The organism is Hyalangium versicolor, assembly GCF_020103695.1.
GTDB lineage: Bacteria > Myxococcota > Myxococcia > Myxococcales > Myxococcaceae > Hyalangium > Hyalangium versicolor.
The window spans coordinates 31,531-48,909 of sequence record NZ_JAHXBF010000013.1 but is presented as its reverse complement, the minus strand read 5'-3'; the positions used below and the strand labels follow the sequence as shown (position 1 = coordinate 48,909).

General features: G+C 67.7%; 15 protein-coding genes. 5 read left to right on the top strand and 10 right to left on the bottom strand.

Annotated elements, in window-relative coordinates; genetic code table 11:
* Positions 1–4 precede the first annotated feature (4 nt).
* Genes KY501_RS26250 through KY501_RS26235 form a run of 4 tightly spaced genes read right to left on the bottom strand, consistent with a single transcriptional unit; the run spans position 5 to position 3,378 of the window.
* The gene (locus tag KY501_RS26250; RefSeq protein ID WP_224366190.1) at positions 5–1,795 is read right to left on the bottom strand and encodes a methyl-accepting chemotaxis protein; all 1,791 of its coding nucleotides are present in this window, start codon (positions 1,793–1,795) and stop codon (positions 5–7) included.
* Positions 1,792–2,166, bottom strand: a complete 375-nt coding sequence (locus KY501_RS26245; protein ID WP_224366189.1) for a protein CrdC — start codon at positions 2,164–2,166, stop codon at positions 1,792–1,794. The genes KY501_RS26250 and KY501_RS26245 overlap by 4 nt, the downstream gene beginning before the upstream one ends.
* A gap of 3 nt (positions 2,167–2,169) precedes the next feature.
* On the bottom strand, positions 2,170–2,604 hold the full coding sequence (locus tag KY501_RS26240; protein WP_224366188.1) for a chemotaxis protein CheW: 435 nt from the start codon (positions 2,602–2,604) through the stop codon (positions 2,170–2,172).
* A 21-nt stretch (positions 2,605–2,625) separates the two neighbouring features.
* A complete protein-coding gene (locus KY501_RS26235; protein ID WP_224366187.1) occupies positions 2,626–3,378 on the bottom strand; it encodes an OmpA family protein in 753 nt (250 codons plus the stop codon).
* A 213-nt stretch (positions 3,379–3,591) separates the two neighbouring features.
* On the opposite strand from KY501_RS26235, the gene KY501_RS26230 reads away from it, so the two are divergent.
* The gene (locus KY501_RS26230) at positions 3,592–5,094 is read left to right on the top strand and encodes a sigma-54-dependent transcriptional regulator (protein ID WP_224366186.1); all 1,503 of its coding nucleotides are present in this window, start codon (positions 3,592–3,594) and stop codon (positions 5,092–5,094) included.
* A 24-nt stretch (positions 5,095–5,118) separates the two neighbouring features.
* Here the strand turns inward: KY501_RS26230 and KY501_RS26225 are convergent, their stop codons facing one another.
* From KY501_RS26225 to dgt, 3 genes are all read right to left on the bottom strand, one after another.
* On the bottom strand, positions 5,119–5,793 hold the full coding sequence (locus tag KY501_RS26225) for an SOS response-associated peptidase (protein ID WP_224366185.1): 675 nt from the start codon (positions 5,791–5,793) through the stop codon (positions 5,119–5,121).
* 174 nt (positions 5,794–5,967) lie between these two features.
* On the bottom strand, positions 5,968–7,968 hold the full coding sequence (locus KY501_RS26220) for a S8 family serine peptidase (RefSeq protein WP_224366184.1): 2,001 nt from the start codon (positions 7,966–7,968) through the stop codon (positions 5,968–5,970).
* Between the two features lie 211 nt (positions 7,969–8,179).
* Entirely contained in the window at positions 8,180–9,574 is a 1,395-nt protein-coding gene (gene dgt, locus KY501_RS26215) for a dGTP triphosphohydrolase (RefSeq protein ID WP_224366183.1), read from the bottom strand.
* Between the two features lie 152 nt (positions 9,575–9,726).
* On the opposite strand from dgt, the gene KY501_RS26210 reads away from it, so the two are divergent.
* Positions 9,727–10,254 carry an OmpA family protein gene (locus tag KY501_RS26210; protein ID WP_224366182.1) on the top strand — a complete coding sequence of 176 codons (528 nt, stop codon included), beginning with the start codon at positions 9,727–9,729 and terminating at the stop codon, positions 10,252–10,254.
* A 73-nt stretch (positions 10,255–10,327) separates the two neighbouring features.
* On the opposite strand, the gene KY501_RS26205 is transcribed toward KY501_RS26210, so the two are convergent.
* Complete coding sequence (locus KY501_RS26205; protein ID WP_224366181.1) at positions 10,328–11,374, bottom strand: peptidoglycan-binding protein; 1,047 nt, start codon at positions 11,372–11,374, stop codon at positions 10,328–10,330.
* A 227-nt stretch (positions 11,375–11,601) separates the two neighbouring features.
* On the opposite strand from KY501_RS26205, the gene KY501_RS26200 reads away from it, so the two are divergent.
* Together KY501_RS26200 and KY501_RS26195 are read left to right on the top strand one after the other, a co-directional pair.
* A complete protein-coding gene (locus KY501_RS26200) occupies positions 11,602–11,907 on the top strand; it encodes a hypothetical protein (RefSeq protein ID WP_224366180.1) in 306 nt (101 codons plus the stop codon).
* Between the two features lie 56 nt (positions 11,908–11,963).
* The gene (locus KY501_RS26195) at positions 11,964–12,149 is read left to right on the top strand and encodes a hypothetical protein (protein WP_224366179.1); all 186 of its coding nucleotides are present in this window, start codon (positions 11,964–11,966) and stop codon (positions 12,147–12,149) included.
* 31 nt (positions 12,150–12,180) lie between these two features.
* Here the strand turns inward: KY501_RS26195 and KY501_RS26190 are convergent, their stop codons facing one another.
* Positions 12,181–12,870, bottom strand: a complete 690-nt coding sequence (locus tag KY501_RS26190) for an alpha/beta hydrolase (protein ID WP_224366178.1) — start codon at positions 12,868–12,870, stop codon at positions 12,181–12,183.
* A gap of 348 nt (positions 12,871–13,218) precedes the next feature.
* Between KY501_RS26190 and KY501_RS26185 the strand changes: the two genes are divergently transcribed.
* Positions 13,219–15,612, top strand: coding sequence for a glycoside hydrolase family 31 protein (locus tag KY501_RS26185; protein ID WP_224366177.1), 2,394 nt, complete (start codon positions 13,219–13,221; stop codon positions 15,610–15,612).
* A gap of 21 nt (positions 15,613–15,633) precedes the next feature.
* On the opposite strand, the gene KY501_RS26180 is transcribed toward KY501_RS26185, so the two are convergent.
* Entirely contained in the window at positions 15,634–17,268 is a 1,635-nt protein-coding gene (locus KY501_RS26180) for a GMC oxidoreductase (protein WP_224366176.1), read from the bottom strand.
* Between the last annotated feature and the right edge of the window lie 111 nt (positions 17,269–17,379).

Here is a 17,379-nt window from a genome sequence, read left to right as displayed (position 1 = left end):
TCGGCTAGCCCTCTCTCCCGGCCAGTTGGAAGCGCTCCACCACGAGTTTCAAGTCCCTCGCCAGTGCGGACAAATCGCTATTGGCCGCCACCATCTGCTTGGTCGCCGAGGCGTTCTGCTCCGTCACCCGGAGGATGTCTCCCATGGCGGCGGCGAGCTGGTCGGTGCCCGTCTGCTGCTGCTGGGTGGCCAGCGAGATGGAGCGCACGGCGTGGGACGTCTGCCGTGCCAGCTCGAGGATGAGGCTCAGGCTCTCGTCCACCTGCGCCGCGAGCAGCGTGCCCGCCTCGGTCGTCTTCAGCCCGGCCTCCGTGGCCATCACCGCCGCGTGCGTGGCATCGCGGATCTCCTCGATGAGCTGCTCGATGGTGCGCGTGGAACGGATGACGTTCTCGGCCAGGCGGCGCATCTCCGCGGCCACCAGTGAGAAGCCCCGGCCCACCTCACCCGCCTTGGTGCCCTCCAGCTCCGCGTTGAGCGCCAGCAGGTCCGTCTTGTCGGCGATCTCGTTGATGAACTCGACCACCTTGCCGATCTGCTGCACCCGCTTGTTCAGCCGCACCACCGCGTCCGCGATGGACTGGTTGTCCTCCTTCATCCGCTGCATGGCGGTGAGGAAGGCAGCGGCGTTGCGCTGGCCGCCCTGGGCCGCGGCGAACGTCCTCTCGGCGATACCCGCCACGGACTCGGCGTTGCCGGCGATCTGCTGCGCGCTCCGGGCCAGCTCCTCCGTGGTAGCGCTCGTCTCATTGAGAGAGCTGGACTGCTCGTCCGCGCCCATCTCCTGCTCCGAGGAAGTCGCCACCAGTTGCTCGGTCGTGCTGGAGATCTGCATGCCCGCACGCCGCATCTGCGCCAGCGCCTGCCCCAACTGGGCCTGCATCTGCACGAAGGCGGCCGACGCGGCCCACACCTCGTCTTCGGCAGGGATGACGCGAGGCGGGCGCAGGTCGCCCTTGGCGATGCGCGTGGCGTCCTCGGTGATGGCGCTCAGCGGCTCGGACAGCGCGGCGCCGGCGGCGTAGGCCGTGCCCAACACCAGCAGGATGACGAACGCCGACAGCAACCCCAACGAGACGCTGTGCTCGCTCTGGGCCTGGGCCACCACCGCCTCCTGCGCCGCGTGGTTGCCGGCCTGAACGATCTCGTCCATGACGCGCACCGCGCGCGCCACGGAGACGTCCAGGATGAAGATGGACGGGCAGAGCACGGCGATGGCGGTGAAGATGAGCAGCCGCCGACGGATGTTCTGCCGCTGGGGCGGCACCGCGGTGATGACCTCCAGCGCGGACAGGCCCTCGTTCGCGATGCGCTCAGCGGCCGTGCGGCTGCGGCGCACCACCAACAGGTACACGAGCAGCGCGCTCAAGGGCCCCAGCGCCAGCACCACCAGCGCGATGCGCACGCTCAGCAGCCACGGCTGGTCCACCAGCGGCGGGAAGGCGAGCGACACCAACAAGGTGCCGCCCAACCAGCCCAGCAGCGTGAACCAGAAGCAGCGCTCGGGGATGGCGCGCGCCTCCTGGAGCGCCTGGCGAAGATTGTCCGGCGTGGACGGCAGGCGGCCCCCCTCCACGGCCCTCAGCACCCGCATCGCCCGCCGCTCGAGCAACCGGGTGAGCCCCAAGCTCAGCACCAACGCCAGGGCCACCAACATGAGGAAGGAGAGCCATGCACCCTCGGGCGGCGAGTACTCCAACTGCCCGTGGGTCAGCGCCAGCACCACGCCCACGCCACCGCCCAGCCAGGACGGCCGGGTCAACCACCGCGTCAGCCCCTTCAGCCCCGAGCTCATGCCGCCTCCCGGGAAGCACTCGCGAGGAAGTGCTCGAACTCCACCAGCCGCACCAGCGGCCACAGCTCGCCGCGAATGAAGAGGAACCCCAGCAGGCTGCCCCCGGCCATCCGCTCCATCAGCGCGGGCATGGGCAGCACGCGGTGCATCTCCGCGTCGATCTCCAACGTGTCCACCCCCACCGTCTCACCGGAGGGCGCCAGCAGCACCCGAGCCGAGCCCCCGGCCTCTCCGAAGGCCTGGCGCGCCGAACGTGCACGCCCCGCATGGAGCGCGGGCGCATCAATGACGGCCACGTCCACCGCGGGGAACGCGATGCGGTACTCGCCGGCATGACACAGGAGTGTCCCACTGACCCTCAGCCCAGCCATGGCTCAGGCCCCCTGGCTGAGGTGATCGAACAGCCCTTCGGCGTCAATCACCGCCACATCCCGCTGGGCACCCTTGGCCGGGCCGCGCAGGTGCAGGTGCACACCGCTGGCGCCCAACGGCTCCAAGCTGCCCGCGACCAGGGAGACTCCCGCCACGGTGCTGGCGGTGAGCGCCAGCGACCCTCGAGGCAGGCGGACGAGCACCGCGCGCCGCGTGGACTGGCTGCCGGTTCCCACCAGCAGCCCCATGTCCACCACGGGAATGACTTCTCCCCGGTGCGCGAATACGCCCAGCAGGTAGGCCGGGGCACCCGGTACCCGCGTCAGCTCGGGGAAGGTGACCACCTCCGCCGCGCTCTCCGCAGGTACCGCGTACCAACTGCTACCACATGCAAACACAAGGTAGGATTGTCGCCCTTCGGACTCAGAGACGCCCATCGAGCGAGAGCCTACCTCAGATCAGCGGCGAAACTCGACGCGGCGGTTCTGAGCCCACGCTTCCTCGTCTGCCGCCTGGTTGACCGGGCGAGTCTCCCCGTAGCCCACGGTGTCCAGGCTCTTGGCTGCGATGCCGAGCGTGGTGAGGTACTTCTTCACGGCGGCGGCGCGGCGGTTGGAGAGCTGGAGGTTGTACTCCTCGGTACCGCGCTCGTCGGCATGGCCCTCGAGGGTGATCTTCCCGGTGACCTTGGTGGCCTTCATGCAGGCAACCAGCTCGGACAGACGGCTCTGGCCCTCGGAGGAGAGGGTGGCCTCGTTGAAGCCGAAGCGGACGGGCTCCCAGTTGCACTCCTGGGCACCGGCCGAGACGCACTTGCCGGCCTGGCACTGCTGGCCCTCGCCGCAGTCGGAGTTGGTGGTGCAGGTATTCTCGGGGGCCTGGCAGCGGCCGCCCTGGCACTTGCCGCCGTTGCACTGGTCATCGCCCTTGCACTGGGCGGGGGCGCACTTGCCGGCCTCGCAGATGCGGCCCGAGCCGCACTGATTGTCCAGGGTGCACTCGGGGCCCTTGGGCACGCACTTGTTGGCCTGGCAGGTGAAGCCGTCCTTGCAGTTGGCGTCGGTGGCGCACTCCTGGCAGGTGCCCTGGACGCAGACCTCGCCGTGCTCCTTGCAGGCCTCGTCGTTCTCGCAGTTGGGGTAGGGCTTGGGGCAGCCCGTCATCAGAGCCATGGCGAGAGCGAGCCCTGCCACCATCGAAATTCGCCGCATCGTTCCCTCCCAGAAGTTCGTTGAGCCCCGTCCGGGGGACGGGTTGAGGGGGTCGCGTGTAGTCTCAAGACGGCGAGTGAGTCAAAGCAATTTGTCCCGGCCGCTGCATTGCATCAAGCCCACCGAAGCACGGCTGAAGTCCTTGAAACCCCTAATTCTTTCCCGAACAGTGTGGCACGGCGGCCACACCCCGAAGTCCAAGGTCCACGACCCATGCCCGCATCCGTCCTCATCGTCGATGACGAGAAGAACATCCTGCTCACGCTGAGCCAGTCCCTCCAGTTGGCAGGCTACCGGACGGAGCTGGCGAGCTCCGGGCAGGTGGCGCTGGACGTCATCTCGGCACGGCCGGTGGACGCGGTGCTGATGGACGTGAAGATGCCGGACATGGACGGGTTGACGGCTCTGGCGCGCCTGCACGAGCTCAAGCCGGAGCTGCCCGTCATCATGATGTCGGGGCACGGCACCATCGACACGGCGGTGAAGGCCACGCAGTTGGGGGCGAGGGACTTCCTGGAGAAGCCCCTCGCGCGGGACAGGCTGCTGGTGGCGCTGCGCAACGCGCTCAAGCACCAGGCGGTGATCGAGGAGTTGCAGGAACTGCGGGCACAGCTGGGCCGCTACGACATGGTGGGCACGGGCCCGGCCATGCAGCGGATCTTCTCGTTGATCCAGCGCACGGCGCCGTCCGAGGGCCGTGTGCTGATCACGGGAGAGAACGGCACGGGCAAGGAGCTGATTGCGCGGGCGCTGCACCAGAACTCGAGGCGCAAGGCGGGTCCGTTCGTGAAGCTCAACTGCGCGGCGGTGCCGCACGAGCTGATCGAGAGCGAGCTGTTCGGCCACGAGAAGGGCGCGTTCACGGGTGCGGTGAGCGTGAGGCGAGGGAAGTTCGAGCTGGCGCACGAGGGGACGCTCTTCCTGGACGAGATCGGCGACATGCCGGCGGCCATGCAGGCCAAGCTGCTGCGGGTGCTGCAGGAGGGCGAGTTGGAGCGCGTGGGCGGCGCGGAGACGATCAAGGTGGACGTGCGCGTCATCGCCGCGACGAACAAGAACCTGGAGAAGGAGATCGCAGGGGGCCACTTCCGCGAGGACCTCTACTACCGCATCAACGTGGTGCAGATTCACTCGCCGCCGCTGCGGGAGAGGCGCGAGGACCTGCCGGATCTGATCGACACGTTCCTGCAGGAGGCGTGCGCGCGGAATGGGCGCAAGCCGTTGAAGCTGTCCCCTGAGGCCCTGTCGGTGATGGCCTCCTATGACTATCCGGGCAATGTGCGGGAGCTGCGCAACCTGGTGGAGCGGCTGGCCATCCTCTGCGAGGGACCGACCGTCTCGGGCACAGAGGCGCTGGAGTTGCTGCCACGAGGCCGTGTCCCGCTCTCACCTTTGCCCGTGAGCGCCCTACCCGCCTCTCCGCCCCCCTTGCCGGTGGCCACCGCCTCCGCGCCTGTTCCTGCGGTGAGCGAAGCGGTTGCGCCGCGTCCACCAGAGCCGGCTGCTGCTCCCACCGGCTTCCATCCCCGGGCGGACCGTACCTTCCGAGAGCAGGTGGAGGACGCGGAGCGAGAGATCATCCTCTTCACGCTGGCGCACACGCAGGACAACGTGACGGAGGCCGCGCGCCTGCTGGATCTGGAGCGTGGGCACTTCTACAAGAAGATGAAGGCACTGGGCCTGCGGCGCGGCCCGTCCGGTGACGCCACCACCTGATGCCCTCAGCAGCGGACATCCACCTCAGGCGGCCAGGCGCTCGATGCAGGCCGGCACATCATTGGCGGGCGAATTGACCACGCGCGCCACCTCATAAGCATCGAGGAAGTCGTCAGCGCACGGCACCAGCAGCGGCTGCAACTTCGCGGCGTCCATGGCCTCCGGACGCAACCACTGCTCTTGTCCCTCCGGCGAGAGGATGACGGGCATCCGATCATGGAGCGGCGCCATCAGCGCATTGGGGCCCGTGGTGATGATGCAACAGGTGCGCACCACCTCGCCGGTGTCCGGAGCCGTCCACTCCTCCCACAGCCCAGCGATGGCGAACGGCTTGCGATCCTTGCGGTGGAAGAAGAACGGCGTCTTCGGCTTGGTCGTCTGCTTCCACTCGTAGAAGCCATCCACCAGGAGCAGGCAGCGCTTGCGCTTCAGCGCGGAGCGGAAGCTGGGCTTCTCGGCCACCGTCTCGCAGCGCGCGTTGATGAGCTTGTTCGCGATGGACGCGTCCTTCGCCCAGGACGGGATGAGCCCCCAACGGAACGCATCCAGCATCCGCTGCCCGTCATTGGCCACCACGGGCATCATCTGGGTCGGGGCAAGATTGAACCGGGGACGCTCGATCGCGGAGCGGATGCCAACAAGGCCGAACTCTCGCGCAATATCCACAGCAGGGGTCTGGACGGTTACACGGCCGCACATGGGGCCAAGTATCACCCGTGATCCGGGCATCCACCAAGCATTAGGGTGGCCTGCCAGCCGCGCGAGCCCCCCTTCGAGCGCGCCCTGTGCACGCGGGCCTCCACAAAAGAAAACCGGCGTGAGGCCGGAGTCGCTCCGTCCCCACGCCGGCAAGTCACAACAACCGAGCGCTGACTACTGGGTGATGTTCAGCGCCGTGTCATCGACGAAGAAGCTCGTCTGCAGCGAGGAGTCCTCGGTGCCGTTGAAGTACACGCGGATCGTCTGGCCCTTGTACGCGGACAGGTCGAACGTCTTCTGCGCGTACGCGGTGGACTTGTTCAGGTTGCTGTAGGTGGCCAGCGTCGCCAGCGTGGTGCCCGAGGTGTTGCGCACCGTCACCGTGAGCTTGTCGTACTGCGTGCTCGTGGTGGTCTCCGAGGTGGTGATCTTCAGCCAGAAGCTGAACGAGGCGCTGCAGGCCGTCGACGGGATGGTCACGTCCTGGTACGCGTACTCCGTGGACGTGCTGCCGTTGCCGTTCAGCCACGCCTTGTAGGTGCCCGCGTACGGAGCGCTCCCGCTGGTCGTACCGTTGATGACGCCCGTGGGGGCCGTCCAACCCGTGTTGCCGCTCTCGAAGCCCGGGTTGGCCAGGAGCTGCGTCGTGGTGGAGCAGCTGCCCTGGACATTGTCCACCGTGACGGCCACCGCGCTCGAGGTCGCCGTGTTGCCGGCCGCGTCGAAGGCCTTCGTGGTCAGCGAGTAGCTGCCGTTGGTCACCGCGCCGGTGTTCCAGTCCACGCTGAACGGCGAGGAGGTGTCGGTGCCGATCAGCGTGCTGCCCGCGTAGAACTCCACCTTCGTCACGCCCACGTTGTCCGAGGCGCTGGCGCTGATGGTAGTGGTGCCGCTCAGCGTGGAGCCGCCCGCCGGAGCGGTGATGGAGGTGGAGGGCGGCGTGGTATCAGCCGGGCCGCTGCCGATGAAGCCGCTGTAGAGCAGCACGTTGGGAGAACCGGTGCCCGGGCTGGTGACCACGCCCGCGGTGCCGTTGGTGACCAGCGCATCACGCACCTGCTGCGGCGTGGCCGTGGGGTTGGCGCTCAGGTACAGCGCCGCCACACCGGCCACGTGCGGGCTGGCCATGGAGGTGCCGCTCATGCTGGTGCTGGACGTGTCGCTGCTGTACGAGGCCGAGGTGATGCTCGAGCCCGGCCCGAAGATGTCCACGCAGGTGCCGTAGTTCGAGTACGACGCGCGCGCGTCCGAGCTCGTGGTGGCGCCCACGGTGATGGCGGCGGGGAGCCGGGCCGGCGAGTAGTTGCAGGCGCTCGAGCTGTCGTTGCCCGCGGCGATGGCGTACACCACACCCGCGGCGATCGAGTTAGCGATCGCGTCATCCAGCGGCTGCGAGGCATCGCCCCCGAGGCTCATGTTGGCCACGGCCGGCTTGACGTGGTTGGCGGTGACCCAGTCCACGCCCGCGATGACCTGGGCGTCATCCCCGTAGCCAGTGCAGTCCAGCACGCGCACCGGGTGGAGCGTCACGCCCTTGGCGATGCCCCACGTGGTGCCACCCACCGTGCCCGCCACGTGCGTGCCGTGGCCGTGGCAGTCGGTGGCGTCGGTGTCGTTGTCGATCGCATCGAACCCGTTGCCGACGCGGCCCGTGAACTGGGAGTGCGTCTTCCGCATGCCGGTGTCGATGATGTACGCGTGAACGTTGCTGGCCGTGTTCGGGTAGTTGTAGGTGCTGTCCAGCGGGCGGTTGCGCTGATCCACGCGGTCGATGCCCCAGGTGGCGCCCGTCTGCGTGCCCACCACGTGCACGTAGCCGTTCTCCTGCACGTAGGCCACGCGCGGATCGGCGAGCAGCTTCTGGACCTCGGCCTCGGTCAGCTTCATCGCGAAGCCCTTGAGCGCCGCCTTGTACGTGTGGAGCACCTGGCCGTTGTGCTTGAGGGCCATTTCCTGCGCCACACTCTCCGGGCCTACTTGCGCCACGCCCTTGAGATCATCCTTCAGCACGACGATGTACTGCCCGGGGACCGGCCGCGCGCTCCTCAGGAGCTGAGCCATCTGGCCGATCTCCTGCTTCGGCTCGTCGGCCTGGACATCCTGGCCCTCCATGCCACCGCACGCGGTGATCGCAAGGAAGGAGATGGTGCACGCAGCTTGCTTGATGCGCTTCATTCGACCTCTCGGGGGATTAGGGGAATGACTGGCGCCACGAGGCGCCGGGTGAAACGGCGCGTGAAGGTACCCGCCGCCATTCATTACGGTCAATCCCTGTTTGGTCGAATTACTGGCTTTTGCGTGCAATCCCTTACTTATCGCAATGACGCAATTTTTCAGGTTCGCAGTATTGCAACCCAGTAGCACCTGTCTCCAGGCGGCGCGGGCCTTACGCGGGAAGTTTGATGCCTGAGAGCCGCTGGTAGAGCTCCACGGCGTTCCCATCGGTCATGCCGGAGATGTAGTCGGTGACGCAGAGAAGGCGCTGGTATGGAGAGAGGCGCCGGATGGCCTCGTGGCGATCCGGCTCGTGCGCGCCAGGACGCTGGAGGAACTCCAGAGGGAGGAGCTGGCGCAGCTTCTTCTCCTCCTTGTTGGGTGAGTCCTTGACGACGGCGGAGGCGAACATGTCCAGCAGCCCTCCGAGTGTCCTGAAACCGGCGCTCTCGATCTGCAGGACGCGCTCGCTCTCGTAGCCCTTCTCGCGGGTGATGCGAGTGATCTCCTTGAGGAGACCACTCACGCTCTCCCGAGCCGAGGCGAGCGACTGTTCCCAGCGCCCCTGCTCCATCTCCCCCACCACCTCCGAGAACAGCACGACGCACTCGTGGATGAGCACGCCAATGGCGCTCGAGCGCAGCGCCCCCAGGCGGCTCTCGGGCTGGAGCTCCGCCGGAGGAATGTAGCCCCCTCGCACCCGCGCCACGTTCTCCAGCAGCGCGCACGCCTTGTCGATGGGGATGAGGCCCAGCATGGCCGAGTCCTCCAGATCGATGACGGCGTAGCAGATGTCATCCGCCGCCTCGACGAGGAAGGCGAGCGGGTGGCGGGCAAACACTCCGGGCCCTCGCTCCTGCAGACAGAGCCGCCGGTACGCCTCGCATGCGAGCGCCGCGTCGTCCTGGAAATATCCGAACTTCTTCTCCGAGATGCGGCTCTTGTCCCGCTCGCGGCCCGGGATGACGGAGGGGCGGGGGTACTTGCTCATGGCCCCGAGCGTCGCCACCGTATAGCGCATGCCACCCTGCCGCTCGCGCGCCTGGAGCCGGCTGAGGATGCGGAAACCCTGCGCGTTGCCTTCGAAGTTCACCAGGTCCTTCCACTCGGTCTCCGTGGCGAACGGGCTCGGGGCGCTGGGGGACGATTCCGCGGGCGGCACGAGCTTCTTCTCGGCCCAGTGCTGGATGGCAGCCTCTCCCGAGTGCCCGAACGGCGGGTTGCCGATGTCATGCGCCAGGCAGGCCGCCGCGACGAGCGTGCCCAGATGCGAGGGATCCACCTTCACGTTCTGGCGGTTCAGCGCCTTACCGGCCAACTGGCCCAGCGTGCGCCCCACGCACGAGGCCTCGATGCTGTGGGTCAACCGCGTCCGCGTGTAGTCGCTCGTGGAGAGCGGAAACACCTGCGTCTTGTCATGCAGCCGGCGGAAGGCGCTGGAGAAGACGATGCGGTCGTAGTCCTTGTCGAACTCGGTCCGCTCATCCTGGAGCTCGGGCGTGCGAGTGGAGCCCAGGCGATGCCCGGACAGCAGCTGTTGCCATCGCTCGTTACGTTCCGTGCTCACGGCGCTTCCTCCTCGGGGGGGCGGGCGGCGCATCCTGCTCCCTCACGCCCGCGACGCCAACCCCCGCCAGGAGGCGTCATGGAGATGGACGCGCGGGGCACTCCTGGGCAGCCTTGGGCCCGCAGAACCCGATGACTTCACTGGAGGTACATATGCGGTTGAAGGCGCTGTGCATGACGGTCTCGCTGATGGTGGCTCCTGGAGTGGCGCTCGCGCAGGGCCCGCTCGACTCGATCAAGAAGGCCGCGGGCAAGGAAGTGGGCGATGCGGGCAAGGCCGCGCTGGAGAAGAAGATCAACTCCAAGCTGAAGCAGGATGCCAGCAAGAACCAGTGCAGCTTCAAGTCCGGCACCGACGTGCTGGAGCCCGGCTGTGATCAGAAGCTCAAGAAGCTCACGTCCGCGCTCGTGGACGCGAAGAAGCAACTCGATTCCGGCGGCGTGAAGAACTACAAGTTCGAGGTGTCCGGCCACACCGACTCGAGCGGCGACGCGGCGAAGAACAAGGAGCTCAGCGAGAAGCGCGCCGCCGTCATCGTGAAGGAGCTGGTGGCGCGAGGCATTGCCAAGGACGAGATCATCGCGGTGGGCCGCGGCTCGGAGCAGATGCTGGTGAAGCCCGACGACACGGCGGCGAAGAAGGCGAAGAACCGGCGCTACGAGATCCAGGTCCGCCTCTGAGCGGCCGCTGAGGCCCGCGGGTGCCCCCGCGTCCAGGCTCGACGCGAGGGCCCTGCTGGCCGAGGACTATGGACTACGCGCCCAGCACCTGCTTGGCGCGGGCGTAGTAGGCCTCGCGGCTGGACAGGCCGTTGTAGCCGCCGTTGATGCGCCGGGTGATCTCGCGGAAGTTGCCCGCGTCCGCGTAAGTGTTCAGGTTGCGGCTGTTCCAGAACCACGCGGCGGTGCGGAAGCCCACGTCCACGTCCGCCGCGCGCTTGGGGTTGTTCTCCAGATCGATGCCCAGCGCCTTGCCCGCCGCCCGGTAGTTGTTGCGGCCCGTGAGCTGGATGGGGCCCCGACCCTTGTAGCGAACGCCGTCACCCGGGTAGATGTTGCCCAGGTCCTTGCGGCCCTCGTACGCCGCGCCCGAAGCGATCTCCTCGAAGTAGCGGAACTCACCGCTCTCGTGCGCCAGCTGCGCCAGGAAGGCGGCCTGGCGCTTCGGAGTGTTGATGCCCGCCTCGGCCATGGCCTTGTTGAGGTGCGGCAAGCACTCGCGAGCCCGGGCATCCGACAGGTGCGGCATGATCTGCTTGAGCTGCTGCAGCGACACGCCTCCGGAGACAGGGCCCGGATCCGTGGGCTTCGTCGGAGCGGCGGCCAGCGCGGCCCACGTCTTGGCTCCCACGACACCGTCCGCGGTCAGGCCCTTGGCGCTCTGGAAGGACTTCACCGCGGCCTCGGTCCCCGGACCGAAGACGCCATCCGCGGCACCCGGGCTGAAGCCGTGCGCGGCCAGCTTCTTCTGGAGATCCACCACCGCCGAGCCGCGAGCCCCCTGCTTGAGTACGGGCTGGGAGGACGGAGGCGGCGCGTTGAGCGCGTTCCATGTCTGCGGCCCGACGATGCCGTCGGCGGTCAGCCCCTTGGCGCGCTGAAAGGACTTCACCGCGGTCGTGGTCTTCGGGCCGAAGACTCCATCCGCCGAGCCCGGGCTGAACCCCGCCGCCGCGAGCTTGCGCTGCAGGTCCACCACCTGCGAGCCACGCGCGCCCTCCTTGAGGGTGGGCGGCGCCAGGGTCGTTGCGGCCAGGGGGAGCGCCGTCGCGCGAACGGTCGAAGTCGAAAGCGTGGTCATGGCGAAAGCTCCAATTTCTCAGCGAGTGAGATGACAACCCTGTTATCGGTGGGTAGCTGTAGGAGTTGCGCGGACATCCGAAAAAGATTCTCGCGAAGGGAAACCGGGGAGCCCCCGAGGCACGCCCCGCCCGTGAGCCGGGCAAGCCGCTCTGCCTGAGGGCTGACAACTGCTCGATTTCAGGGTGGTTTTGACAGGCGGGAAGCGGTGGATACGTTGAGCCCCGCATGTCCGGACACCTGCACCGCATCGCCCGCTGGCTGAGGCTGGGGCTGACAAGCCTGGCGCTCGCTCTGGGCGCGGTGCCTGCACATGCACTCCCCGCCGCTCGCGCCGAGGTGACGCTCTCGGTCGAGCGGCGTGACTCCCCGAAGCAGCGCGAGGCAGCTCAGGCGGCTGTGCACGTGCCTGCCGCGGTGGGATCCTTCCTCCAGGTCCACGCGCGAGCCGAGTCCCCGAGACTGGCCCCTGAGACGCGCCCGCCAGGTCCTCCGCGCCGCTTGTTCATCGCTCACCGAGCGCTTCTCCACTGAGCCGTTCCGGGTCCCTGTTCCTGGAACGCCTTTCCCTTCAGCTCGTGGAGCAACTCGTGACACCCCATCCTCGTGGGGTGCGTGCCCGTGCGCGCGCCCTCTTCAAGTTCTTCGTTCGTATCCTGCGGTTCCTCTTCATCCTCGGACTGGTGATGCTGCCCAGCCCACTTGTCATGGTCCTGGCAGCCATCCTGGATCCCGCCCGACGCAACCTGCCGGCCGAGGTCCTTCGCAAGAAGTGACACGGCCACCGCAAGGAATCCTCCGAAGGAGTCAGCGCTGGGCGGACAGGAACCACTCTGCCGCCTCGCGCGCGATCTCCGCGGGGACGGTGTGCGCGCCGTCGAACTCCCGGTAGAGCACGTCGTAGCCCACGCCCTCGAGCCTGGGCACGAGGCGCCGACTGCACGGGTCGATGGGGAGCACCTGATCATCTGTCCCGTGGGAGACGAAGATGCGTGGCTGGCCATGCTGCTCCTGCGGCGCGGCGAACCCCGGGGAGAACGCGAGGACGTGCGTGAACATGTCTCCGTTGGAGATCCCCAGCGAGAGGGCATACGAGGCGCCATCGGAGAAGCCACCGATGGCCACGTGCGCCGGGTCCACCGCGTAGTGCTCGAAGACAAACGAGAGCGCCTGATCGATGAAGAGCACGTCCGGCCCGTAGCTCCCTCGGATGACATCCCACGTCGCGCCCCGAGACTCCGGCACGAGAACGATGATGCCCTCCGTGTCGGCCAGCTTCTGGAGGATTCCCAGAGCGTGCTGCGCGTGGCCCCCCGCCCCATGGAGCATCACCACCAACGGCGCTGGATGGTCCGCGCGATAGATCTCGGGCACGTAGAGGAAGCCATCGCGCTTGCCTCCGAGACCGAGCGGCATCTTTCCGCGCGGACGGCTATCGAACATGGGGCGCAGAGGCCGAGCCTCCAGCCGACCCATGCGTGCCAGGTTCTCGTTCAACCGGGTTGCTCTTATTCCATGCATGGTTGCGGTCGTCCTTCCAGGGTTTGTGGCTTCACACCCGAGGCCCAGCAGAAGCGCCGCCACGAGCCCCCCTGCACCACGGCAGCGAGGGGCTCGCCACAGCCCTCCAGCGTGGAGGCGGGCATGCCGATTCCTCATGTCGTCTCACCTCGGTCTCGCGATCACCCCGCTGCCTTCCCCAGGAGCCCTCTGAGGGGCCTCTCACGGGTGTTGGCATGTCGGAGCAGTGCGTCACGAAACGGAACTCCTGCGATAACGCCTGCATCCCCCCTCTCGCTTCCGATTGCAGTCGCCTGCCCGGCCAGCATCCATACAATCGCGGCCATGCGCCTCACCGACAGCTCCATCGAGCCCACCCGCCTGCACCTCTGGGGAGCGCGCGCCGCGCTCGAAGTCCGATGCCCGCTGCCGGGAGTGCTGCGCCTGCGCCACTCGCCCTCTTCAGCGGGCGTGGGATTCCTTCACCCGCAGCTGGCGCACAAGCAATCCTGGGCGGTGATTTCCGATGACGCCCTGCCGCTGCAGGTCCGCCGCGAGGGAGAGACGATCCACATCAGCGCGGAAGGCGTGGCGCTGGAGCTGTCGGCTGCAACGGGGACATGGGTCTTCCGGGACGTGGAGGGCCGGGAGCTCGCGCGGTGCGAGTCGGTGTCGGGCGAGTCCTCGCCGAACATGCCGCTGAACCACCACCGGACGCGGCTGGCGCTGGCCGCGCCTCCGGACGAGGCGTACCTGGGCTTTGGGGAGAAGGTGGGCAGCCTGGACAAGCGAGGGATGCGCCTCACGTTCTGGAACACGGATGTGATGCCGCACCACCCGGATACGGATCCGCTCTACATCTCCATCCCCTTCTGCCTGGGCCTGCGCGCGGGCACCGCGTGGGGCTTCTTCCTGGACGAGACGTGGCGCTCCGAGGTGGACGTGGCCTACGGAGAGCCGGACCGGGTGCGGTGGGAGAGCTGGGGACCGGAGCTGGATGTGTACCTCTTCGTGGGGCCGCACCCGGCGGACGTGGTGCGCCGGTATGCGGCGCTGACGGGCCGGCCACCGCTGCCTCCGCTGTGGAGCCTGGGGGCGCAGCAGTCGCGTTGGGGCTACGAGAGCGCGGACGACATTCGCGGTGTCATCCAGGCGTACCGTTCGCGGGGACTGCCGCTGGACGCGGTGTACCTCGATATCGACTACCTGGACGCGTACAAGGTGTGGACGTGGGATCGCTCGCGGTTCCCGGATCCGCAGGGGCTCACGCGCGAGGCGGCGAGCGCGGGTGTGAAGCTGGTGCCCATCATCAACCCCAACGTGAAGGCCGAGCCCGGCTACGCCACTTATGAGGAGGCGAAGGAACAGGACTACCTGGTGCGGGCCGACAGCGGGGACGTGCTGGTGGGCGAAGTCTGGGCACGGCCCGCGGTGTTCCCGGACTTCACACGCCCGGAGGTGCAGCAGTGGTGGGGAGACTGGCATCAGGAGTTCCTCGAGCAGGGCATCGCGGGCTTCTGGAACGACATGAACGAGCCGGCGTGCTTCGAGCTGATCGAGGCCACGGGGAGCGTGTCGGCGATGGGCGGGCGGATGGAGGAGGCCAAGCGGCGGGAGGGCAAGACGCTGCCGTACGCGGCGAGGCACGGGAAGAAGCGGCACTTGGAGGTGCACAACGCCTACGGCATGGCGATGACGAAGGCGGCCTTCGAGGGCTTCCAGAGGCACGCGCCACACCGCCGCCCCTTCCTGCTGACACGGGCGGGGTACGCGGGGATCCAGCGCTACGCGGCGGCCTGGACGGGAGACAACTCGAGCCACTGGGAGCACCTGGAGCTGTCGATGCCGATGCTCATGGGGCTGGGGCTGTCGGGAGTGCCTTTCACGGGAGTGGACATCCCGGGCTTCATCGGCCGGCCGAGCGCGGAGCTGTTCACGCGGTGGACGCAGTTGGGGACGTTCTACCCGCTGATGCGCAACCACGCGGCGAAGCCGATGCCGTTCCAGGAGCCGTGGCGCTTTGGCGAGAAGTTCCAGGAGCTGGCGAAGGCAGCGATGGAGCGGCGGTACCGGCTGCTGCCCACGTTGTACTCGCTGATGCAGGAGGCCGCGGAGACGGGGTTGCCGGTGCTGCGTCCACTGCTGATGCTGGACCCGGCGGACCCGGAGGCGCTGCGAGCGTTCGACCAGTTCCTCTTCGGCAGGGATCTGCTGGTGGCGCCCATTACGAAGCCGGGGCACACGAAGCGGCTGGTGTACCTGCCGAAGGGCCAGTGGCTGGAGTGGCCCAACATGGAGCGGGCCGAGGCAGTGCGCGAGGGTGGGCAGCACATCATCGGAGAAGGCCGGCTGGACACGGTGCCGATCTGGCTCCGTGCGGGGGGAGCGGTCGCGCTCACTAAGCCCGCGCTGCACACGACGACGGCGAACTGGGAACACCTCGAGTGGCACATCCACGCGGGACCGGACGTGCGCACGCGGCTCTACGAGGATGAGGGTGACGGGTACGGGGAGTCACGAATCTCCCTCATCACCGGAGGCATGGACCGCGGCCGGTTCTGGCTGGATCGGAAGGTCCAGGGCAACCTGGCCTCCCCTCGCCAGCGGGAGACGCTGTACATCTATGGAGTGAAGGGCGTGCGCTCCGTCACGGGAGCATTGGAGCTGGGCTCCATGAAGGACGGCGTCCTCGAGATACCCATGAGCGCGAACTGGGAGCGGCTCGTGGTGAACTTCTGAGCCGCTGCGCCGGGTGTGGGGTCATCCCGCCACGGCGGCGGAAGGTGAGCCCTCGGCCGAAGCCTCTGTCTGTCCCTGTTCCAGTTGCTTCTTCACCGGGATGAAGGTCATGGCCCGCTCGGCCAGCGCGGTGATCGTCAACGAGGGATTGACGCCTGGGTTCGCGGAGACAGCGGAGCCGTCGATGACATACAGGCCCTCATAGCCATGCACGCGGTGCTGGGCGTCGATGACGCCCGTCTGCACTGAGTCCCCCATGCAGCTCCCGCCGAGGATGTGCGCCGTCGTGGGGATGCCCAGCACCGTCTCGTTGGCCAGGCTCATCGGCATGCCGCCGATCTTATCTGCGACACGGTGGGCCAACTCCGCGGCTTCGGGGATGTTGGCCGTGGGAGCAGGCCCCGCCTTGAGCGCCGTGGTCAGTCCCATGCGCAACCCCGTCATGAGCCCACGGCCGCGCTTCATGCTCAGGTACCCGTCCAGCATGCGCATGTAGAGGAGGATGATCGTCTGCTTGGCGTAGTCGCGCGCCACCATCACCCGGAGCAGTTGGAGCGGATGGCGGAACATCACTCCGATGAGCCGGGCCAGCCGTGTCATGGGCCCCTCCCCCGTGACGTACGGCGCCGAGAGCGTCCGGAAGAAGCCCGATCCCGCCGAGTAGCGCACCGGCTCCAGATGCGAGTGCTCGTCCGTGTGGAGGATGGAACCGATCGCGATGCCCTTGGACAGATCCTTGTCCGTCTTCGGAGTCACCACGCCGATGAGTGCCTCGGAGTTGGTGCGGACTCCGTCTCCCACCCGGTCTGAGAGCCGCGGGAGCCCCTCCGGGCTCGCCTTGAGCTTCAGCAGCAGGTCCACCGTGCCAAGAACGCCTCCCGCGAAGATGACGTTGCATGCGGTGAAGCGCCGCTTGCGCCGGAAGAAGACCGATGTGCCCTCCAGGGCCTCCACCTCATAGCCGCCGCCCTCCAGCGGACGCACCCACGTGACCTCCGTGTCCGCGTGGATGGTCAGCCCTCGCTTCTCCGCGAGATAGAGGTAGTTCTTGTCCAGCGTGTTCTTCGCACCGAAGCGGCAACCGAGCATGCAGCCGCCGCACGAGTTACAGCCGGTCCGCTCGGGGCCCTCGCCGTTGAAGTACGGATCCGGCACGGTGACGCCCGGCTTGCCGAAGTACACGGCCACGGTGGTGGGCTGGAAATCCATGCGGCCCATCTCCTTGCCCACCTCCTGGATGATCTGATCCGGGTAGGTGGTCAGCGGATTCACCGTGGCCCCGAGCATCCGCCGAGCCTTCTCGTAGTGCGGCGCCAGCTCGGTCTTCCAATCCGCCAACCGGCTCCAGTCGCCGTTCTGGAAGAAGTAGTCCTTCGGGATGGGCAGCGTGTTCGCGTAGACGAGCGAGCCACCGCCCACGCCCACCCCCGAGAGCACGGTGACGTGGCGGAAGAACGTCATCTTGAACAGCCCGCGCCAGCCGAGCTGCGGCATCCACAGCCAGCGCTTGAGGTTCCAGTTCGTCTTGGGGAAGTCCTGGGCCTGGAGGCGCCGGCCCTTCTCCAGCATCACCACGCGATAGCCCTTCTCCGTCAGCCGCAGCGCGCTCACGCTGCCGCCAAACCCCGAGCCGATGATGAGCCAGTCGCAGTCCATCCGAATCTTCCTCCGCGAAGCCGTGCCAGCCGTGCTCGGTCCAGCAGTGTCCCAACAGTAGAACCTTTAATATCGCAGGCACGCCAAGTCCGGGGCAGCCCCTCCGCCCAT